This is a genomic window from Benzoatithermus flavus, assembly GCF_037908215.1.
Lineage (GTDB): Bacteria > Pseudomonadota > Alphaproteobacteria > Geminicoccales > Geminicoccaceae > Benzoatithermus > Benzoatithermus flavus.
In genome coordinates this window covers 164,553-184,637 of sequence record NZ_JBBLZC010000003.1, presented here as the reverse complement: position 1 = coordinate 184,637, position 20,085 = coordinate 164,553, and the positions used below count along the sequence as shown (strand labels likewise).

The window sequence follows — 20,085 nt, the reverse complement described above, 5'->3', positions numbered from 1 at the left end:
GCCTTGCGGCTCAGCCGCTGCCGTTCTGGCTCTTCAGCTTGCGCCAGCGGGCGACGTTGCGGTTGTGTTCCTCGAGGGTGCGCGCGAAGACGTGGCCGCCGTCGCCGCTCGCGACGAAGTAGAGATAGTCGACCGGGGCCGGATCGAGCGCCGCCTCGAGCGCCGCCTTGCCAGGGTTCGCGATGGGCCCCGGCGGCAGGCCCTCGACCCGGTAGGTGTTGTAGGGGCTGTCCACCTCGAGATCGGCTCGGGTCAGCTCCCGGCCGAGCGGGCCTCTGCCCTGCGAGAGGGCGTAGATGACCGTAGGATCGGTCTGGAGCTTCATGCCCTTCTCGAGCCGGTTGTAGAACACGGCGGCGACGAGGCCGTACTCCTCGGGCTTCGCCGTCTCCTTCTCGATGATCGAGGCCAGCGTCAGCGCCTCCTCGGGCGTGCGCAAGCCGAGACCCTGCCGGCGCTGCGTCCAGAGCTCGTCCAGCGTCTTGCGCATCGCCGCCTGCATCCGCTCGACCAGCTTCGCCCGCGGCTCGTCGCGGGGCACCAGATAGGTCTCCGGAAGCAGGCTGCCTTCGGGCGGGGGCGGCGGCAGCTCGCCCGCGAGCACGTCCGACTCCCGCAAGAGCGCGTAGACCTCCTGCACGGTGAGGCCTTCCGGCACCACAATGGGATGGAGAAGAACCTTGCCGCTCGCGACGAGAGCCAGGACGTCCAGCGGCGACATGCCGGGCTCAATGGCGTACTCGCCGGCCTTGAGGCCGCGGTCGCGGCCGGTGAGGCGGGCCAGCGTCTCGAACAGCCAGGGATGCTCGATGGCGCCGGCCGCGGCGAGCCTCTGTGCCAGCGTGCCGACATGGCCGCCGCGCGGCAGCACGATCACGGCCCGCTGCTGCAGCGGGCCGGCCGCGTGCAGATAGGAGTCGGCGTAATGCCAGGCAGCGCCGGCAGCCATCGCCGCCACGACGAGGAGCGCGGCGACGGCGGCGAGGAGGCGGCGCAGCAAGGCCAAGGCTCGGACGGAAGCCGGGGCCTAGGACACCTTGGTGAGGATCAGGCTGGCGTTGGTGCCGCCGAAGCCGAAGGAGTTCGAGAGCACGGCGCGCACCTCGCGCTCCTTCGCCCTGTGCGGCACGAGATCGACGTCGCCGCAGCCCTCGGACGGATTGTCGAGGTTGAGCGTGGGCGGGACGATCTGGTCGCGGATGGCGAGGATGCCGAAGATCGCCTCGACGGCGCCGGCGGCACCGAGAAGGTGGCCGATGGCGGACTTGGTCGAGGACATGGAAAGCTTCGCGACCGCGTTGCCGAACAGGCGCTTCACCGCCCCGAGCTCGATCTCGTCGCCCAAGGGCGTGCTGGTGCCGTGCGCGTTGATGTAGTCGATCTCGTCCGGGCTCATGCCGGCCCGCTTCAAGGCCGCCCGCATCGAGCGGAACCCGCCGTCGCCGTTGGGGGCGGGTGCGGTCACGTGGTAGGCGTCACCCGAGAGGCCGTAGCCCTTAACCTCGGCATAGATCCTGGCGCCGCGCCGCTTCGCGTGCTCGTACTCCTCGAGCACGACGCAGCCGGCACCCTCGGCCATGACGAAGCCGTCGCGGTCCTTGTCCCAGGGGCGCGACGCCTTCTCGGGTGCGTCGTTGAAGTTGGTGGAAAGGGCACGTGCCGCGGCGAAGCCGGCGAGGCCGATCCGCCCCAGCGCCGCCTCGCAGCCGCCCGCCACCATCACGTCGGCATCGCCGAGCTGGATCAGCCGCGCCGCATCACCGATGGCGTGCGCCCCGGTCGAGCAGGCGGTGACGACGGCATGGTTCGGCCCCTTGAGGCCGTAGCGGATCGAGACCTGGCCGCTCGCGAGGTTGATGAGGGCCGAGGGAATGAAGAACGGGCTCACGCGGCGGGGACCACTCTTCTCGAGGAGAAGCGTGGTCTCGGCGATGGTGTTGAGACCGCCGATGCCCGAGCCGATCAGCACGCCGGCTCGTTCCCGCTCCTCGTCTGTCTCGGGCTTGAAGCCCGAGTCCTCGACCGCCTGGATGGCGGCCGCGATGCCGTAGACGATGAACTCGTCGTTGCGGCGAAGCTCCTTGGCATCGACGTAGTCGGTGGCCCGAAAGGCGCCCGCGTCGTCGCCCTTGGGCACGATGCCGGCGATCTTGGCGGGAAGATCCGACACGTCGAAATGCTCGATCCGCCGGATGCCGGACTGCCCGGCCAGAAGCCGGGACCAGGTGGTCTCCACACCGCTACCCAGCGGTGTGACCATGCCCAGCCCGGTGACAACGACGCGCCTCATCTTCCCCGATACTCCCGTTAAGGCCGACATGGCCGGCCCCGTCGGCCTAGAGGAGACCGACCGAGCCGGCGTCAGCTCAAGACGCGTGCGACTTGATGAACTCGATGGCGTCCTTCACCGTGAGGATCTTCTCGGCCGCATCGTCCGGAATCTCGACCCCGAACTCCTCCTCGAAGGCCATCACGAGCTCGACAGTGTCGAGGCTGTCGGCGCCCAGGTCGTCGACGAAGCTCGCCTCTTCGGTTACCTTGGACTCATCAACGCCAAGGTGCTCGACGACGATCTTCTTGACGCGCTCAGCGATATCACTCATCGGTTCTCTTCTCCGCCACTTGGGGCTTGTCGCTTGATCCCGGGCGCCTGCATCGGTTGCTAGGGCTCAATGCGTGCGGCGCCGAGGCTTTTACACGAAGGGTTTTGGCTTGGCTAGGCGCGGGCCTCGGCAGACGGGCCACGCTGCCGCTCAGATCATCGCCATGCCGCCGTTGATGTGGAGCGTCTGGCCGGTGACGTAGCCGGCCTCCGTGCTCGCGAGATAGACCACACCTGCCGCCACGTCCTCGCCCGTGCCGAGCCGCGCTGCCGGGATCCGGTCCAAAAGCGCCTCGCGCTGTCTGTCGTCGAGAGCCTGGGTCATCGCGGTGTCGATGAAGCCTGGGGCCACGCAGTTCACCGTCACACCGCGTGCGGCCACTTCCTGGGCGAGCGCCTTCGTCATGCCGATCAGCCCGGCCTTGGCCGCGGCGTAGTTGGTCTGACCCGGGTTGCCGGTGACGCCAACGATCGAGGTGATGTTGACGATCCGGCCGAAGCGGCGCTTGAGCATGCCCTTCAAGGCCCCGCGCGCGAGGCGGAAGGCAGCGGTGAGGTTGGTGTCGAGCACCGCCTGCCAGTCGGCGTCCTTGAGCCGGAGCGCCAGCATGTCGCGGGTGATACCGGCATTGTTGACCAGGATGTCGACGGGCTCGGCCGCGGCGATCAGGGCATCGGCCGCCGCGGCGTCGGCGATGTCGCCGGTCGCGATCCCGCAGCGCTCGCCGAGCGAGGCGGCCAGCTCCTCCAGCGCCTCGCGCCGGCGGCCCGCGAGGATCACGTGGCAGCCCTGCGCGTGCAGGCCTCTGGCGATGGCACTGCCGATGCCACCGGAAGCTCCGGTGACCAGCGCCCGCCGGCCGGAAAGATCGAACATGGGATCTAGCCCTCCCCGGCGAGCCGGGCCGCTGCGGCCTCGACGTCCGCCGGCTCCTGGATGTTGAGGAGCAAGGCACCGGGCACGCCGCGCTTGGCGAGGCCGGTCAGCACCTTGCCGGCACCGAGCTCGAGGATCTCGTCCACCCCGAGCCCCGCCATCGTGGCCATGCTCTCGCGCCAGCGCACCCGCGCCGTGACCTGGCGCACGAGCAGGGCCTTGATCGTGGCGGGGTCCTGCACCGGCTCGGCCGTCACGTTGGCGATCACCGGCACGGCAGGTGCCACAAAGGTGGTGGCGGCAATCGCACCGGCGAGCCGGTCGGCCGCCGGCTGCATCAGGGCGCAGTGGAAGGGGGCCGAGACCTGCAGCATCACGCTGCGCTTCGCCCCCCGCTCCTTGGCGAGAGCCACCGCGCGCTCGACGGCGGCCCTGGCACCGGAGATCACCTGCTGGCCCTCGCCGTTGTCGTTGGCGAGCTCGCACACTCCCCCTTCGGCGGCGGCATCGCGCGCGATCGCCTCCACGGTCGGAACGTCGGCGCCCAGGATCGCGGCCATGGCTCCCTCGCCCGGAGCGACGGCGTCCTGCATGGCCTCGCCGCGCAGCCGCAAGAGCCGGGCGGCGTCGCCGACGGCAATGGCGCCAGCGGCCGCGAGCGCCGAGTACTCGCCGAGGCTGTGGCCGGCGACATAGCCGACGAGCTCGCCGAGCTTGCGGCCGACAACAGATTCGAGGGCGCGGACCGCGGCGAGCGAGGTCGCCATCAGCGCCGGCTGGGCGTTGGCGGTGAGGGTGAGCCGCTCGGCGGGTCCCTCGAAGATCAAGGTCGAGAGCGGCTCGCCCAAGGCCGCATCGACCTCCTCGAACACGGCCCGTGCGGCCGGAAAAGCATCGTGGAGGGCCTTGCCCATGCCCACGGTCTGGGCACCCTGGCCCGGAAAGATGGCAATCCTGATCATCGCTGCGGCAAAGACCCCTCACGGCGGTGGGGTGGTGATAGCGGCCACTACCCCTGTGTCAAGAACAGGGGACGCTTCGCGCAGGTTGCGGGCGGCTCGGCCTTCCCAGCTAGTCGGCAGGCTTCTGGCCACGCTGGAGCGCTTCGAGCTGGTGCTGCAGGAGCTCCATGCGCTCCTTCAGCTCGCGCATCTCCTTGTCGAGGGAAGCGCTCCTATCGGCCGGGGCAGCCGACTGGGCGGCCGGCTCCTCGGCTGCCTCCTCTTCCGCGCCTTCGGGCGAGAACGGCCGGAACATGCTGGCCGCGCGCTGGAACAGGGCCATGTTCTGGCGCGCTATGTCCTCGAACTGGTTCAAGGGGAAGAACCGGCCGAAGGTCTGCTCCATGTAATGGCGGATCTGGTCCTGATGCCGCGCGAAGTTCTCCATGCTGAGTTCGAGATAGCGCGGCAGGAAGGACTGCAGATTGTCGTCGTAGAAGCTGATGAGCTGGCGCAGGAAGCCGATCGGCAGGAGGTTCCGGCCCTTGCTGTCCTCCTCGAGAATGATCTGCGTCAGCACGGAGCGGGTGATGTCCTCGCCAGTCTTCGCATCGTAGACGACGAAGTCCTCGCCCCTCCTGACCATCTGGCTCAGCTCGTCGAGCGTGACATAAGAGCTGGTGGCCGTGTTGTAGAGCCGGCGGTTCGCGTACTTCTTGACCACCGCCACCTTGGCCGTGGCCTCGTTCTCCGGATCGGCCTTCCTTAGGCTCATCGCAGCTCCTGTCGCCCACACATCAGCAGACGTCGCCACCCGCGGGGCACGCTATCCCCGTCGACCGGCGCAAACAAGCACCAATCGCCGGGGACACGCGGAAATGTAGGAGCATACGCCGCCTAGAGGGCGGCGTCGATCTGCTCCTCGATCGAGGGCTCCTGCTCCTCCTCGCTCATCGGCTGCACGACGCCGGCCTGGATGTCGGCCTCCTCCTGCGAGCGGGCGACGTTCACCGTGACGGTGACCTCGACCTCGGGATGGAGGGCGACCGTGACCTTGTGCAGGCCCAGGGTCTTGATCGGCTCGGGCAGGCGGACCTGCTGCCGGTCGAGCGAGATGCCGGCCTCGGTGAAGGCGGCGGCGATGTCGCGGGCGTTGACCGAGCCGTAGAGGTGACTGGTCTCGCTGGCTTGGCGCAGGATGGTGACACTCTGCCCGTCGACCCTGGCCGCGAGCTTCTGCGCCTCCTCCTTGCGCTCGAGGTTGCGCGCCTCGAGCTGGGCGCGCCGCTTCTCGAAATCGGCGATCGCGGCCTTGGTCGCGCGCAAGGCCTTGCCCTGCGGAATCAGGAAGTTGCGCGCGTAGCCGGGCTTGACGTTGACGATCTCGCCCATCTGGCCGAGCTGGGGCACGCGCTCCAGAAGGATGATCTGCATCGCAGGAACCCCGCTCAGCCGGAGACGTAGGGCAGGAGCGCCAACTCGCGCGCGCGCTTGATCGCCTGGGCGAGCAGCCGCTGCTCCTTCGCGGTCACGGCGGTGATCCGCCGGGGCACGATCTTGCCGCGCTCGGAGATGAAGCGCTGCAGGAGTTTCACGTCCTTGTAGTCGATCTTGGGCGCGTCCGCATGGGCGAACGGGCTCGACTTGCGCCGGCGGAAGAACGGGCGGCGGATGGTGATGTTGGGGGGTTCGACCGGGCGACGGCGCTCGGGCACGCCGGCTTCGTCGAGCTGATCGGTATCGTCTTCTCTAGCCATCTCTCAACGCCTCAGCTGCGGAACTCGCCACGATCACGCTCGCCGCGCTCGCGATCACGATCGCGCTCGCGCCGGCCGCCACGCTCGTCGCGGCTGGACTTGGCCTGCATCACCGCCGAGGGGCCTTCCTCGAACGCCTCGACCTTCACCGTCAGATAGCGCAGCACGTCCTCGTGGATCCGCTGCGTGCGCTCGAGCTCGGCGATGGCGGCCGCCGGCGCGTCGACGTTGAGGTGGAGGTAGTGGCCCTTGCGGTTCTTCTTCACGCGGTAGGCCAGGTTCCGCAGGCCCCAATACTCGACCTTCGCAACCTTGCCGCCCTGATCCGCGATCACCTGCCCGAACTGATCGGCCAGGGCCTGGGCCTGCTGCGCGGACAGATCCGGCCGCGCGATCACCGTATGCTCGTAGAGGGGCATGCTCTGGGGATATCCTTCCCGTTGGACAACAAGGCAGGGACCGTCGGCCGATCCGACGCTCCTGCGCCCGGTCTTCCTCTGGCACGGCGCGAGCGAAGGAACGCCGAGAGGGTCCCGCTCGCGCGACGAGAGGCAGGCTTATACACGCTCGCCCGGGAAGAGCAAGGGTGCGCGTGCAGGCGAGCGGAACGCAGGATGAGGACAGAACGCCGTCTCCCCCTGTGTCAGCGGTAAAGGCGAGAGCGACCGAGGGTCGACGCTCCCGACCGAGACAGGCGGACCGGGCGGTGGGAGAAGGACGGCTCGGGGCCCGAACAGCCGGCCGGGCGGCATCGTGCCGCGCGATGCGCGCAGGAACCGCGAGCAGAGTTGGACATCAGTTCTCCCGATGGAGAACTGCTCCTATCCTCCCTGCTTCAGTCCAAGGGCGGACTCCGGGACCGTCCCTCATCGTGCATCGAGACGTGCCGTCGTCGCCTGTACACCTTGCTGCCATCCTCGACCGTGGCGCCGCTGGGCCTGCCGGCGGAACGCCGGGATCATCAGAGCAGCAGCGTCGCGAGGCCCAAGAATGCCCCGAAGCCCACGCAGTCCGTCACGGTCGTGACGAACACGGCCGAGGAGACGGCAGGATCGAAGCCGAGGCGGTGGAGGGCGAGCGGGATCGTGACGCCGGCGAGGCCGGCAGCAGTGAGATTCGCGATCATGGCAAGCCCGAAGACGAGGCCGAGATAGGGGTCGCGGAACCACAAGGCGACGATGAGAGCGCCGAGCACGAGGAAGACGGCGCCATTGACGAGGCCGACGGCGATCTCCTTCCACAAGATCTGCAGCGTGTTGCTCGGGGTGAGCTCGCCCACCGCAAGGGCTCGCACGGTGACGGTCAGGGTCTGCGTGCCGGCATTGCCGCCCATTGAGGGCACCATCGGCATCAGGACGGCAAGGGCCACGAGCTTCTCGATCGCCCCCTCGAACAGCCCGATCACGGTCGCTGCCAGAACGGCCGTGGCGAGGTTGACCACGAGCCAGGGCAGGCGCTGGCGGGCGCTCTGCCAGGGGCCGGCGAAGAAGTCGGTCTCGAGGACACCGCCCAGCTTCAGGATGTCGTCCTCGGCCTCCTCCTCGATCACGTCGACCACGTCGTCGACCGTGATGACGCCCAGAAGCCGCCCGTCGGCGCCGACGACCGGGGCGGAGACCAGACCGTACTTGCGGAAAGCGCGGGCGACCTCCTCCTGGTCGCATTCGGCCGGGAAGGTCCTCAGCTCCTTGAGCCGGAGCTCCTTCAACGGCACCGCGCGCCGGCTCCTGAGCACCCGGCTCAAAGGCACGGCGCCCACGACGCGAAAGCGCGGATCGATCAGGAAGATGTCGTAGAACTCGTCGGGAAGGTCGGGTTGGGCGCGCAGATAATCGATGGTCTGGCCGACGGTCCAGTATTCCGGCACCGCGACCGCGTCGCGCTGCATGAGCCGGCCGGCGCTGTATTCCGGAAAGGCCAGACCCTGCTCGATCGCGGCGCGCTCCGGCAGCGGCAGCCCGGCCAGGATCGCCGCCTGCTCGGCCTCGTCGAGATCGGCCAGCACCTCGACCGCATCGTCGGTCTCGAGCCGGGCCACGACCTCGCCCGTGGCCTCGGGCCCGAGCGCTTCGATCACCTGATCGCGGACGTACTCGTCGAGATGGGGCAGTGTGTCGGCGTCGAAAGCCGGCCCCAAGGCCGCGATCAGCGCCCGGCGCGCCTCGCCGTCCAGACGCTCGAGGAGATCGGCGAGATCGGCCGCGTGCAGCGGTGCGGCGAGTGCCGCGGCCGCGGACGTATCCCCAACCGCAAGGGCCGCCCGCACCTTCTCGACGAGCGCGTCGGAAAGCTCGAGCGGAGGCGCCCCCGCCTCATCCACGCGCCGTATCCTGTTGCCGGGCGGTGATCGCATCGACACAGGCAACGGCGCTCATGTTGACGATGCCGCGGCTGGTCACGCTGGCGTTGACGATGTGCGCCGGCAGCTTCGGGCCGATCAGGATCGGACCGACGGTGATCGCGCCCGTGACCGCCTTCAGGAGGTTGTAGGCGGCGCTCGCCGCGTCGAGGTTCGGCATGATCAGGAGATTGGCCGAACCCTTCAGCATCGAGCCCGGCAACATCCGGTCGCGCAGAGCCTGGCTCAGGGCGGTGTCGGCCTGCATCTCGCCGTCGACCTCGAGCGCAGGAGCCACTCGGCGCAAGATGGCGAGCGCCTGCCGCATCTTCTGGGCCGACGGCGTATCGCGGCTGCCGAAGTTGCTGTGGCTGATCAGCGCTACCTTGGGCTCGATGCCGAAGCCTCTCACGATCTCGCTTGCCTTGATCGCGGTCTGGGCGATGAGCTCGGCGCTGGGGTCGTAGCTGACGCTCGTGTCGGCAATGAAGAGCACACTCGTCTGCAGCACCAGGGCATGCACGCTCGACGCCTCGTGCATCTCGGGCCTGAGGCCGATGACGTTGCCGACGTGGCGCAGATGGGTCGGGAACTGGCCGACCGGCCCCGCCAGCATCGCGTCCGCCTCGCCGCGCGCCACCATGATGGCGGCGATCACCGTGCGTCGGGTGCGCACGATCTCGCGCGCCGCCTGCGGCGTCACTCCTTTTCGCCCCATGCGCTCGAGGTAGAAGGCGACGTAGTCGTTGTAGCGGGGGTCGCTGTTGGGGTTGACGAGCTCGCAGTCGACACCGAGCCTGAGACTCAGCCCCAGCCGCTCGACCCTGGCCTCGATCACCTCGGGCCGGCCGATCAAGATCGGGCGTGCCAAGCCTTCGTCAACCACGATCTGGACGGCGCGCAGGACCCGCTCCTCCTCGCCGTCGGTATAGACCAGCCGCTGCGGCTCGGCGCGGGCGCGCTCGAACAAAGGCCGCATGAGAAGCCCGGTCTTGATCACGCGGCGCGACAGGCTCTCGCGGTAGGCACCGAGATCGTCGAGCGGCCGGGTCGCGACACCGGTGTCCATGGCGGCCTTCGCGACCGCGGCCGAGACCTCGACGATGAGCCTGGGATCGAAGGGCTTGGGGATCAGATAGTCCGGCCCGAAGGAGAGATGCTCGAGCCCGTAGGCCGCGGTCACCGACTCGGGTGCGGGTACGCGGGCGAGCCGCGCCAGCGCCTCCACGCAGGCCTGCTTCATCGCCTCGTTGATCGTGGTGGCGCCGACATCGAGCGCGCCGCGGAAGATGAAGGGAAAGCACAGGACGTTGTTGACCTGGTTCGGGTAGTCGCTCCGCCCCGTGGCGATGATCGCATCGGGCCGTGCCTCCTTCGCCACCTCGGGCAAGATCTCGGGCGTGGGATTGGCGAGCGCCAGGATCAGCGGCTTCTCCGCCATGGTCTTCACCATGTCGGGCTTGAGCACCCCACCCGCCGAGAGGCCGAGGAAGATGTCCGCTCCCCGGATCGCCTCGGCGAGCGTGCGCATCGCGGTCGGCTGGGCGTAGCGCGCCTTCCACGGGTCCATCGACGTGGTCCTGCCTTCGAAGACCACGCCCTCGATGTCGGTGGCGATGATGTTCTCGCGCGGCAGGCCGAGGCTCACGAGGAGATCGAGGCAGGCGAGCGCTGCCGCCCCTGCCCCGCTCGTGACGAGGCGGACCTCCTCGATCCTCTTGCCGACGAGGTGGAGCCCGTTCCTGATCGCCGCCGCCACGATGATCGCCGTGCCGTGCTGGTCGTCGTGGAACACCGGGATCTTCATCCGCTCGCGCAGGCGGCGCTCGACCTCGAAGCATTCGGGCGCCTTGATGTCCTCGAGGTTGATGGCGCCGAATGTGGGCTCGAGCGAGGCGATGATCTCGACCAGCTTCTCGGGGTCGCGTTCGTCGACCTCGATGTCGAAGGCATCGATCCCGGCGAACTTCTTGAACAGGACCGCCTTGCCCTCCATCACCGGCTTGGCGGCGAGCGGGCCGATGGCGCCTAAGCCCAGAACGGCCGTGCCGTTCGTCACCACCGCCACGAGGTTGGCGCGCGCGGTGACGTGGGCAGCCGCCACCGGGTCCCCCACGATCAGCTCGCACGCGGCGGCGACACCCGGTGAGTAGGCCAGCGACAGGTCGCGCTGGGTGGCGAGCGGCTTCGTCGCCATCACGGCCAGCTTCCCCGCCACGGGCAGGCGGTGATAGTCCAGCGCCTCTTCCGCCAGGCGATCCGACATGACGCCTTTGCCTCCTGGAAGTGTGCTGCGCCGGTGCGCGAACGCGCGGGCGCGCCGAAGTGCTCCTAGGTCATGTGCGGTGACGGCGCAACCGCGCGCCGCCACGGACTGCCCGGTCGTTTTTCGGCCGGGTCGGTCCGCCCTAGCCGATCGGCTCCAGAGGCTCGCAGCGACCGTGCACCGGCGCCGCCCCCGGCACCGGCGCCGCCCAGCGAACCGCGTTCAGGACGACACGCCGGATCAGCGGGTGATGGTAGCTGGGGTAGGTCTCGTGGCCGGGGCGGAAGTAGAAGATGCGGCCGCGGTCGCGGCGCCAGCAGCAGCCGCTGCGGAACACCTCCCCGCCCTGGAACCAGCTCACGAGCACGAGTTCCTCCGGCGGCGGCACGTCGAACGGCTCGCCGTACATCTCCTCCCGCTCGAGCTCGATCCGCTCGGGCAGGCCCGCCGCGATCGGATGGCCGGGGGCCACGACCCAGAGCCGCTCGCGCTCGTCCGCGACGCGCCATTTGAGATCGCAGCTCGTTCCCATCAGGCGCTTGAAGGGCTTCGAGAAATGGGCGGAGTGGAGGGCGACGAGGCCCATGCCGTCGAGCACCCGTGCCTGCACGCGGGCCGCGACCTCGTCCTGCACCGCGTCGTGCGCCTTGTGCCCCCACCAGAGGAGAACGTCGGTCGCGGCCAGCGCCTCGGCCGAGAGCCCGTGCTCGGGCTCGTCGAGCGTCGCCGTGCGCACGGCATGGCCCGCCGCGCGCAAGGGTGCTGCCAGGGCGGCGTGGATGCCCTCGGGATAGATCGCCGCCACGGCGGGGTTGCTGCGCTCGTGCCGGAACTCGTTCCAGATCGTGACCCGCAGGCTCTCGCTCATGCGTCGGCCTCCTCGAGCAGGGCCCGCACCCGGACCGCCGTCCCGCCCTCCCTTGCCGAGCGGATGGCGGCGAGCATCAGGGCGAGGCTCATGAGGTTGTCCTCGGCCGTGCTGGCCGCTTCCGGGGGTGTCCCGGCCTCGATCCAGCGGGCGAAGGCGTGGAGCGCGCCTTTCCTGTCCTTGAGCGGAACGTCCGGCAGGAGCGCGGCCTCGGCCGGCCGGCCGGGCAGGTAGAGGATCAGCCGGTCGAGCTTCTCGCGCTGCTGGAATGCGCCGCGGAAGGTGAACTCGATCGTCCCCTCGGTCCCGTCGATGCGCCAGTGGCCGCCATAAGGGGTCGTGGGCCCGCGCGAGATCCAGCTGCCACGGTAGCTGGCGAGCGTGCCGCCCGCGAAGCGCACGGTCACGACCGCTGCCGGGCGGCCCTGGAAAGGCGAGCCGGGCTCGTTCCAGCTCTGGCAGGTCACCTCGACCGGCTCGTCGGCGAGCACGTAGCGCAGCCCGTCGAAATGGTGGATCGCCATGTCGGCGAGCAGCGGCTCGTCGAGAAAGAAGTAGCGGTAATCCGGGCCGTAGAGGAGGTGGAAGTCGAGATAGACGACCATGGGCCGGCCGATCCGGCCTTCCCGCACCAGCCGGCGTGCCAGGACGGGTGCCGGGAACCAGCGGTAATTCTGGTTCACCATGAGCACGAGGCTGCGCGCTCGCGCCAGCCGGGTCAGGCGCACGGCGTCCTCGAGCCGCTCGGTGAACGGCTTCTCGACCAGAACGTGCCGCCCGGCCGCGAGCGCCGCCTCGGTGACGGCCGCGTGCGCGGCGAGCGGCACCGCGACGAGCGCAGCATCGGCGGCCACGGCGGCCCGAGCCTCGGCCAGGGAGGCGAAGACGCACGCGGGCGGCAGGCCCAGCTCCAGGATCGCGCGCTCGCGGCTCGCCGGATCGGTGTCGATCCATCCGACCGGCTCCACACCGGGCACCTCCCGGGTGATCTCCTTGACCCAGTTGCGGCCCCAGCCACCGAGGCCGACCTGCAGCAGCCGAAGCGTCATGACGGACCCTTCCCCTGCGAGCGTCGCCGGACAGAAAACGCCCGAAGGTCGGAACGGGTCCGTCCGCCTCGATGCCGGGCGACAGGCAAGAGCGGGGAGCCACCCGCCCGATCGACACGATCGGCGATCGCCGCCGGTCGATCTGAATATTATCCTAAGACGAACGCGGGCGGAAGACCGCCCGGGTCGCTTGCTTGCGGACAAAGAGCAGGAGAACCGCCGTCAGCGCGACGTTGACGAGGGCCGTTGTCGCGAGGCCGGCCAGCGTGGCGGAAGCGCCGATCCGCTCCAGAAGGAAAGCGCCAGCCGGGGGTGCCAGCGCGCCTGCGACCCAGATCGGCAGGGCGAGAGTGCCCATGAGGGTAGCGTAGCCGGTGCTGCCGAACAGGACCAGGGGCAACGTGCCCCGTGCGATCGAGCCGATGCCCACGCCCGCCCCGTAGAGCACGAGGCAGAGCGCCGGCACGCCCAGCCCGGCCCATAAAAGGCCGAGGCCGCCCGCGACGAGGCTCGTCGAGGCCAGCATGGTCCAGATCGGATGGAAGCGGCTGCCCAGGACCTTCTCGACCGCCCGTGCCACCACCTGGGAGGGGCCGACCAGGGCGCCCAGCCCGACCGCGACGGCGAGCTCGGCGCCGCGCACCTGCAGGAGGGTCAGCAGATGCACCGACACGACCGACTGGATCGCCGTGCCGAGGGTGAGGCCGGCGGCGAGGAGCGCGAGATGCGCCGTCCGCTCCGCCCGCGTCGAGCGCAGCACTGCCCCGGGCGCGCCATCGGTCGGAGACTCGACCGGTGCCGCGGCCGGTCTTGCAGGCGGCGGGGTCCGGGGCAGGAGAAGAAGATGGACCGGCAGGGCCAGGGCGAGCTGCAGGCCGGCATAGGCGAGGCAGGTGCCGCGCCAACCTACGGTCTCGACGAGAAAGGCGCTCAGCGGCCAGCAGACCGTGCTGGCGAAGCCGCCGAGAAGGGTCAGGTCGGTGATGGCGCGGCGCGCATCCTGGCCGTAGAGGCGGCCCAGCGTAGCGAAAGCGGCATCGTAAAGCCCGGTACCCATGCCGAGCCCGATCACGATCCAGGCGACGAGCCAGACGGCGAGGTCGGTCGCGAGCGCCAGACCGACGAGGCCGAGCGCGAGCAGGACGGCGCTCAGCGCCAGGACCGGCCGGCCACCGGTACGCTCGATCGTGCGCCCGACCCAGGGCGAGACGCTACCGGCGGCGAGAAGCCCCAGCGAGAGCCCGCTCACGACCCAGGCGGGCGGCCAGCCGGTCGCGGCCGCCACCGGCCGGGCCAGCACAGCCGGCAGATAGTAGGACGAACCCCAGGCCAGGATCTGGGTCAGGCCGAGCACGCCGACGATCGCGGCGCGCCCAGGCCGAGGCATCTCCGCTGTCATGTGGCCGCATGCTGCCGCAGAGAGGCGCGCTCGGACAAGGTGCGCCTCGGTCGGAGCCCGTGCACGATGCATCGTGGCGTGGGCGGTCGAAAGGTCGCCGCCCCGACCGGGCGGAAGCGCTGGCGAGGGCGCGACCGGGCCAGGGCCGGGATCCGCTTCGAGACCACGATGCATCGAAGTCGACGGTCCCATCCCGCGTTGCGGTGTGCCCGGTCGAACGGACAGCAGTGGTGGTCGGACTTTCTGCGCTCGACGACCTCGTGCGGAAGGGGCGACATCGATGGCGTGGGGCGTCCTTTCCTGCGCCTGCCGGTCAGGCGGCCTAGCGGATGGCCAGGTCGAGCACGGTCTGCACGAAGGCGACGACGCCACAGAGTACGAGGGATGGCGGTAGCGCCGCGGCGATCCCCTGGAGCACGTCGCGCGCGTCCTGATCCTCGCGCCGATGCTGGTGCGGAGACATGGCGGCACCTTGGGCTGGGGTTCGCCTCCTGAACGGACAGGGCTCCACACGGTTCCGTCGGCGTCATCGCCCGGCGGCAGCGCATGGTCCGACGATCGTGCCGGGGTACGGAAGCGAACCTCGCCCACGGCGCAGCACGTGGAGCACACCCGAGGCGCCACAAGGGTTTGCGGCTGAGAGAATATGGTGTGGTCGAGAAGACTCGAACTCTCCTGTAACGCAGGTTGCCCAACCCGCGCTGGCTGGCTTTCCTGCTGTTTCCTCAGGAAGCCGCCCGTTTCAGTCTAGAGGCTGTATGGACTGAGCGGGCAGGTGTTCCCAAGTTCTGGGGCGATGACTGTCCGCAAACCTTACCCGTCCGACGTATCCGACGAGGAACGGGTTCATCCCCGCGTGCGCGGGGGAGCCGTGGCGCAAGCATATCGGATGCGGGACGAGGACGGTTCATCCCCGCGTGCGCGGGGGAGCCGCTCACAGGGACGCACCGGCCAGCACGGCATCGGGTTCATCCCCGCGTGCGCGGGGGAGCCCATCTTTCAGCGGATCGGCAAAGAAGCTCATTGGGTTCATCCCCGCGTGCGCGGGGGAGCCGCAACAACAAGAAGCGCACAACATTTTTGCTAGGGTTCATCCCCGCGTGCGCGGGGGAGCCATCAGGAGTATGAGCGCAAAAGGGTAGTGCTGTGGTTCATCCCCGCGTGCGCGGGGGAGCCATACAGGCATGAGGCGCGGGGAGGTGCTATCACGGTTCATCCCCGCGTGCGCGGGGGAGCCTCAGCCGCTGACGCTGGCCGCTGCCGCCAACCGGGTTCATCCCCGCGTGCGCGGGGGAGCCGTTACAAAAATGCAACGCACTGTGCTCAAAAAGGGTTCATCCCCGCGTGCGCGGGGGAGCCATGCGCTCGCCGCAGTCGCGCTCTGCCGTCGACGGTTCATCCCCGCGTGCGCGGGGGAGCCACCATTTGGTAAAAACCAATAGATTGATGCACAGGTTCATCCCCGCGTGCGCGGGGGAGCCGCTGGAATGCCGCGCGATAGAGCGTTCTCGTAAGGTTCATCCCCGCGTGCGCGGGGGAGCCGCAGTCGATCGAAGAACCGGCATACGGCAAAGGGGTTCATCCCCGCGTGCGCGGGGGAGCCTGCTGCGGACGTGACCGTCGAAACGCCGCCATGGGTTCATCCCCGCGTGCGCGGGGGAGCCTAGGTGCTCTTGCCCCAGCAGACACCGCGCACGGGTTCATCCCCGCGTGCGCGGGGGAGCCCTCTTTTCTTGATGGCCTTCGAGCTTCGTCCCAGGTTCATCCCCGCGTGCGCGGGGGAGCCTCTACATATGCCGCTTCTGCAACTTCCACGACAGGTTCATCCCCGCGTGCGCGGGGGAGCCAGGCGTGGCACGACGCCCGTGCCAAGCGCGAGCGGTTCATCCCCGCGTGCGCGGGGGAGCCCTCGGGCGCACGAATGGAAAACCGGCGCATGCGGGTTCATCCCCGCGTGCGCGGGGGAGCCACGGCCTGCGACCAAACGAGATTGTCACGGTCGGGTTCATCCCCGCGTGCGCGGGGGAGCCCATCGGAGCGCTCGCCATGATTGCCCGACCACGGGTTCATCCCCGCGTGCGCGGGGGAGCCGCCTTCATGACATCGCCAAACTGCCGCAAAGCAGGTTCATCCCCGCGTGCGCGGGGGAGCCCGCCTTGTCGACCTCGGCTAGCAGCTTTCCCAGGGTTCATCCCCGCGTGCGCGGGGGAGCCGTTTCATGGCCAAAAGCCTTGGCTGCGGCATCAGGTTCATCCCCGCGTGCGCGGGGGAGCCCATGACCTTTGCCTATTCCGCCAAGCGCTTCGGGGTTCATCCCCGCGTGCGCGGGGGAGCCTAAGTTCTCCGTCATCGCCGGCCGGCATATACGGGTTCATCCCCGCGTGCGCGAGGGAGCCATCCGCTCGTCGTGCGCGGCAGTACCGCACGCAGGTTCATCCCCGCGTGCGCGGGGGAGCCGGGTCTTCGACGAGATCGCCTATGAGGTGCCGCGGTTCATCCCCGCGTGCGCGGGGGAGCCGCGCGTGCCGATGCGGCGCTCGACCGTGTCGAAGGTTCATCCCCGCGTGCGCGGGGGAGCCCCGCGTCAGCAGGTACAGATATACCTGCTGCGGGGTTCATCCCCGCGTGCGCGGGGGAGCCGCACGGCTGCCGGACCGGCGCCGAACGGCACGGGGTTCATCCCCGCGTGCGCGGGGGAGCCTCGAGCTGACGGCCGAAGGGCAGGAGATCACCGGGTTCATCCCCGCGTGCGCGGGGGAGCCTCGAGGCCAACCGTGGCACAGACAAGCGTGTACGGTTCATCCCCGCGTGCGCGGGGGAGCCCGGGCTCGATGACCGGATCAGGCTTTTGCATGGGGTTCATCCCCGCGTGCGCGGGGGAGCCATTGCCGATGGGCTCGCCTGGGACGAGGCAAGAGGTTCATCCCCGCGTGCGCAGGGGAGCCGAGGCGACGCACGACGCTGCGTCGCTGCAAATGGGTTCATCCCCGCGTGCGCGGGGGAGCCCAGGCGACACAGCCGAGAACGTTCCGCGTGCCGGGTTCATCCCCGCGTGCGCGGGGGAGCCCGGAACCTTGTCAGGAAGTTCGGAAGCGTCGGGGGTTCATCCCCGCGTGCGCGGGGGAGCCCGTACACCTCGCGTGTATTATGTCGGTATCTCAGGTTCATCCCCGCGTGCGCGGGGGAGCCCCGAGCACCTTTGCGCAGCACGACGACGCCATGGGTTCATCCCCGCGTGCGCGGGGGAGCCGTATATTGGCCTATATTGCGGTCTGATGTAGGAGGTTCATCCCCGCGTGCGCGGGGGAGCCAACGCCGACTTCGACGCCATCCGTCCAGCCATGGGTTCATCCCCGCGTGCGCGGGGGAGCCCTCTACCGAAAGAATACCTGCAAGCGTCCTCGTGGTTCATCCCCGCGTGCGCGGGGGAGCCTGGCTAGCTCTTCCGGTGACAGCGCCTTGCGTGGGTTCATCCCCGCGTGCGCGGGGGAGCCCCGGCGATGTCGGCCGAGCCCACAGCGCTCCACGGTTCATCCCCGCGTGCGCGGGGGAGCCCACGCCCGGCTGTAGGCGCGCTTGAGCGCGCGGGGTTCATCCCCGCGTGCGCGGGGGAGCCAGCTCGTCCGGCATCTCGCCGCCCGATGCGTACGGTTCATCCCCGCGTGCGCGGGGGAGCCATGAGATACTTCTTGCGTGCCAGCGCCAATTCGGGTTCATCCCCGCGTGCGCGGGGGAGCCTCTCATGCCGCTGTCTCGATGAGATGAATCTGAGGTTCATCCCCGCGTGCGCGGGGGAGCCGGGTCGTGGACGTCGGCGAACAGAGCATCACGCGGTTCATCCCCGCGTGCGCGGGGGAGCCATGCGGGCCGTGTCGAGGTTGCGGTACGTGCTGGGTTCATCCCCGCGTGCGCGGGGGAGCCCCTCTATCGTCGCGCCGATGGTGGGAATTGGGGGGTTCATCCCCGCGTGCGCGGGGGAGCCCCATAGGGCCTCGCCTCGGCGTCGCCGAATCCGGGTTCATCCCCGCGTGCGCGGGGGAGCCGGCAGCCTCGGGGCCGAGCCCGCGGGATCGTCGGGTTCATCCCCGCGTGCGCGGGGGAGCCACCAACAACGACGCCAACAGGCACGCCAACTTGGGTTCATCCCCGCGTGCGCGGGGGAGCCAGAACGATCTCTTTGTATGCACCTCCGTCGTACGGTTCATCCCCGCGTGCGCGGGGGAGCCCGGCCGTCCGCCCCCGTGGCCGCGAGGGTGATGGGTTCATCCCCGCGTGCGCGGGGGAGCCGGCGCATCTCTGCGCGTGCGCGGGCTGAGGCCGGGTTCATCCCCGCGTGCGCGGGGGAGCCCCTTCGTCGTGCTCGACAGAGAGCACGGTGTCGGGTTCATCCCCGCGTGCGCGGGGGAGCCAGGGCAGTGCTACCGCGCATGCCGCCGCCTTTGGGTTCATCCCCGCGTGCGCGGGGGAGCCCATAAGACGAACGGCACCATCGGCTGAAGCCGCGGTTCATCCCCGCGTGCGCGGGGGAGCCCATTTCTCTGGACTGAAAAGAACCATGGATCCAGGTTCATCCCCGCGTGCGCGGGGGAGCCATGCCTTCGAGCGGGGCGGCCATGATCAGGTGCGGTTCATCCCCGCGTGCGCGGGGGAGCCCGCCGTCGATGGTGACGTAATCCCATCGGCGCGGGTTCATCCCCGCGTGCGCGGGGGAGCCTTGGTCTGGCGCAGACCGATCGAGGTGTCCTCGGGTTCATCCCCGCGTGCGCGGGGGAGCCCACGGATAGGTGGCGACCTTGATGTTCGCCGGGGGTTCATCCCCGCGTGCGCGGGGGAGCCGTCGAGATGTTGAAGGTGCTGGGATCGGCAGCGGGTTCATCCCCGCGTGCGCGGGGGAGCCCGAAGGCCACGGCGGACGGCCACGGGCACCCAGGGTTCATCCCCGCGTGCGCGGGGGAGCCGCGTCCTGAGTGCCGTCCTTCCAGAGCATCTCGGGTTCATCCCCGCGTGCGCGGGGGAGCCATTTCGCGCGGATTGTTGGCGCGATTGAGGCTGGGTTCATCCCCGCGTGCGCGGGGGAGCCGGCTGCACGAAAAAGCGCCATCCGTCCGGCGGAGGTTCATCCCCGCGTGCGCGGGGGAGCCTCAACGCCGGGAAGCGGTCAGCCAAGCCAGTCGGGTTCATCCCCGCGTGCGCGGGGGAGCCCCTCGTCGGTGGCAAAATCTTTCCAGACGCCCGGGTTCATCCCCGCGTGCGCGGGGGAGCCGTCACCTGCAGACGGCGATATGACCAGCCCCCAGGTTCATCCCCGCGTGCGCGGGGGAGCCCGGGTCCGCTTCACCGCCCGCTGGCTGCGGGCGGGTTCATCCCCGCGTGCGCGGGGGAGCCGCCTTGTTGGCGAGCGCCAGCAGCCGGCGCGCAGGTTCATCCCCGCGTGCGCGGGGGAGCCGCGCAGACGCCGAACGGGCCGGCCTGAGCGCCGGGTTCATCCCCGCGTGCGCGGGGGAGCCGCACCTCCTGATCGGCGCCGCCGGCTGAACACGGGTTCATCCCCGCGTGCGCGGGGGAGCCCCCGCGCTCGGGGCGCGCGGCCAGCACGATCCGGGTTCATCCCCGCGTGCGCGGGGGAGCCTCTGGACGAGAAGTACCTGAAATACCTACGATGTCAAAGAGCATGCAGGCGAATTTCGGATCATCACGATCTCTCGAAAGTTGTCACAAGCCCGCCATCGAGTTCCGCAAACGTTCGCGGCGGCAGCCCGAGCGTGCGGATGCCCTGCCCGCAGGGTTCCTTCGGATCGCGCCAGGTCATGACGATCGAGCCGCCCCCGAGGCCGGCGTACCACTCGGCCACCACCGCCCAGACCCGCTCGCGCACGCCCGCGCTCATCCGCGGCGCCGTGTAGACTCCGGGGGCGATCTCCAGCATGCACCCGGCGAGAAAGCCGCGGAACCGGTCGGCGACGTCGCGGGTAACGATCACCACCATGG

16 protein-coding genes and 1 CRISPR repeat array are annotated in these 20,085 nt (G+C 69.7%); all 16 genes read right to left on the bottom strand.

The window, feature by feature from the left end; genetic code table 11:
• Positions 1–10: 10 nt before the first annotated feature.
• The gene (mltG, locus tag U1T56_RS04715; protein ID WP_418158287.1) at positions 11–1,000 is read right to left on the bottom strand and encodes an endolytic transglycosylase MltG; all 990 of its coding nucleotides are present in this window, start codon (positions 998–1,000) and stop codon (positions 11–13) included.
• 27 nt (positions 1,001–1,027) lie between these two features.
• Positions 1,028–2,290, bottom strand: a complete 1,263-nt coding sequence (gene fabF, locus U1T56_RS04710) for a beta-ketoacyl-ACP synthase II (RefSeq protein ID WP_418158286.1) — start codon at positions 2,288–2,290, stop codon at positions 1,028–1,030.
• Between the two features lie 76 nt (positions 2,291–2,366).
• Positions 2,367–2,603, bottom strand: a complete 237-nt coding sequence (locus U1T56_RS04705) for an acyl carrier protein (protein WP_418158285.1) — start codon at positions 2,601–2,603, stop codon at positions 2,367–2,369.
• A gap of 150 nt (positions 2,604–2,753) precedes the next feature.
• Positions 2,754–3,479 carry a 3-oxoacyl-[acyl-carrier-protein] reductase gene (gene fabG / locus U1T56_RS04700; RefSeq protein WP_418158284.1) on the bottom strand — a complete coding sequence of 242 codons (726 nt, stop codon included), beginning with the start codon at positions 3,477–3,479 and terminating at the stop codon, positions 2,754–2,756.
• 5 nt (positions 3,480–3,484) lie between these two features.
• Positions 3,485–4,441: an ACP S-malonyltransferase gene (gene fabD, locus U1T56_RS04695; protein WP_418158283.1), complete on the bottom strand. Its 957-nt coding sequence runs from the start codon at positions 4,439–4,441 to the stop codon at positions 3,485–3,487.
• A 109-nt stretch (positions 4,442–4,550) separates the two neighbouring features.
• The gene (phaR, locus tag U1T56_RS04690; RefSeq protein WP_418158282.1) at positions 4,551–5,195 is read right to left on the bottom strand and encodes a polyhydroxyalkanoate synthesis repressor PhaR; all 645 of its coding nucleotides are present in this window, start codon (positions 5,193–5,195) and stop codon (positions 4,551–4,553) included.
• 122 nt (positions 5,196–5,317) lie between these two features.
• On the bottom strand, positions 5,318–5,854 hold the full coding sequence (rplI, locus tag U1T56_RS04685; RefSeq protein WP_418158281.1) for a 50S ribosomal protein L9: 537 nt from the start codon (positions 5,852–5,854) through the stop codon (positions 5,318–5,320).
• Positions 5,855–5,868: 14 nt separating this feature from the next.
• A complete protein-coding gene (rpsR, locus tag U1T56_RS04680; RefSeq protein ID WP_418158280.1) occupies positions 5,869–6,177 on the bottom strand; it encodes a 30S ribosomal protein S18 in 309 nt (102 codons plus the stop codon).
• An 11-nt stretch (positions 6,178–6,188) separates the two neighbouring features.
• Positions 6,189–6,596 carry a 30S ribosomal protein S6 gene (gene rpsF, locus U1T56_RS04675; RefSeq protein ID WP_418158279.1) on the bottom strand — a complete coding sequence of 136 codons (408 nt, stop codon included), beginning with the start codon at positions 6,594–6,596 and terminating at the stop codon, positions 6,189–6,191.
• Positions 6,597–7,138: 542 nt separating this feature from the next.
• The gene (gene mgtE, locus U1T56_RS04670) at positions 7,139–8,497 is read right to left on the bottom strand and encodes a magnesium transporter (protein WP_418158278.1); all 1,359 of its coding nucleotides are present in this window, start codon (positions 8,495–8,497) and stop codon (positions 7,139–7,141) included.
• Positions 8,490–10,781 (bottom strand): NADP-dependent malic enzyme, encoded by a 2,292-nt coding sequence (locus tag U1T56_RS04665; RefSeq protein ID WP_418158277.1) that lies wholly within the window; start codon positions 10,779–10,781, stop codon positions 8,490–8,492. The genes mgtE and U1T56_RS04665 overlap by 8 nt, the downstream gene beginning before the upstream one ends.
• 142 nt (positions 10,782–10,923) lie before the next feature.
• Positions 10,924–11,649: a ThuA domain-containing protein gene (locus U1T56_RS04660; RefSeq protein WP_418158276.1), complete on the bottom strand. Its 726-nt coding sequence runs from the start codon at positions 11,647–11,649 to the stop codon at positions 10,924–10,926.
• Positions 11,646–12,698, bottom strand: a complete 1,053-nt coding sequence (locus U1T56_RS04655; protein WP_418158275.1) for a Gfo/Idh/MocA family protein — start codon at positions 12,696–12,698, stop codon at positions 11,646–11,648. Before U1T56_RS04655 ends, U1T56_RS04660 begins: the two co-directional genes overlap by 4 nt.
• Positions 12,699–12,852: 154 nt before the next feature.
• Positions 12,853–14,085, bottom strand: coding sequence for an MFS transporter (locus U1T56_RS04650; RefSeq protein WP_418158274.1), 1,233 nt, complete (start codon positions 14,083–14,085; stop codon positions 12,853–12,855).
• Positions 14,086–14,419: 334 nt separating this feature from the next.
• Complete coding sequence (locus U1T56_RS04645; protein ID WP_418158273.1) at positions 14,420–14,560, bottom strand: hypothetical protein; 141 nt, start codon at positions 14,558–14,560, stop codon at positions 14,420–14,422.
• Between the two features lie 380 nt (positions 14,561–14,940).
• Positions 14,941–19,726: a CRISPR direct-repeat array (repeat unit 28 nt; unit sequence GGTTCATCCCCGCGTGCGCGGGGGAGCC).
• A 63-nt stretch (positions 19,727–19,789) separates the two neighbouring features.
• Positions 19,790–20,083 carry a type I-E CRISPR-associated endoribonuclease Cas2e gene (gene cas2e / locus U1T56_RS04640; protein ID WP_418158272.1) on the bottom strand — a complete coding sequence of 98 codons (294 nt, stop codon included), beginning with the start codon at positions 20,081–20,083 and terminating at the stop codon, positions 19,790–19,792.
• Positions 20,084–20,085 lie beyond the last annotated feature (2 nt).

Bases quoted from the DNA above. Each gene is read 5' to 3' on its own strand.
- U1T56_RS04705 (WP_418158285.1), bottom strand. From the start codon at position 2,603: ATGAGTGATATCGCTGAGCGCGTCAAGAAGATCGTCGTCGAGCACCTT.
- fabG (WP_418158284.1), bottom strand. From the start codon at position 3,479: ATGTTCGATCTTTCCGGCCGGCGGGCGCTGGTCACCGGAGCTTCCGGT.
- cas2e (WP_418158272.1), bottom strand. From the start codon at position 20,083: ATGGTGGTGATCGTTACCCGCGACGTCGCCGACCGGTTCCGCGGCTTT.
- U1T56_RS04665 (WP_418158277.1), bottom strand. From the start codon at position 10,781: ATGTCGGATCGCCTGGCGGAAGAGGCGCTGGACTATCACCGCCTGCCC.
- U1T56_RS04655 (WP_418158275.1), bottom strand. From the start codon at position 12,698: ATGACGCTTCGGCTGCTGCAGGTCGGCCTCGGTGGCTGGGGCCGCAAC.
- fabD (WP_418158283.1), bottom strand. From the start codon at position 4,441: ATGATCAGGATTGCCATCTTTCCGGGCCAGGGTGCCCAGACCGTGGGC.
- rplI (WP_418158281.1), bottom strand. From the start codon at position 5,854: ATGCAGATCATCCTTCTGGAGCGCGTGCCCCAGCTCGGCCAGATGGGC.
- fabF (WP_418158286.1), bottom strand. From the start codon at position 2,290: ATGAGGCGCGTCGTTGTCACCGGGCTGGGCATGGTCACACCGCTGGGT.
- U1T56_RS04645 (WP_418158273.1), bottom strand. From the start codon at position 14,560: ATGTCTCCGCACCAGCATCGGCGCGAGGATCAGGACGCGCGCGACGTG.
- U1T56_RS04660 (WP_418158276.1), bottom strand. From the start codon at position 11,649: ATGAGCGAGAGCCTGCGGGTCACGATCTGGAACGAGTTCCGGCACGAG.
- rpsF (WP_418158279.1), bottom strand. From the start codon at position 6,596: ATGCCCCTCTACGAGCATACGGTGATCGCGCGGCCGGATCTGTCCGCG.
- phaR (WP_418158282.1), bottom strand. From the start codon at position 5,195: ATGAGCCTAAGGAAGGCCGATCCGGAGAACGAGGCCACGGCCAAGGTG.
- rpsR (WP_418158280.1), bottom strand. From the start codon at position 6,177: ATGGCTAGAGAAGACGATACCGATCAGCTCGACGAAGCCGGCGTGCCC.
- U1T56_RS04650 (WP_418158274.1), bottom strand. From the start codon at position 14,085: ATGCCTCGGCCTGGGCGCGCCGCGATCGTCGGCGTGCTCGGCCTGACC.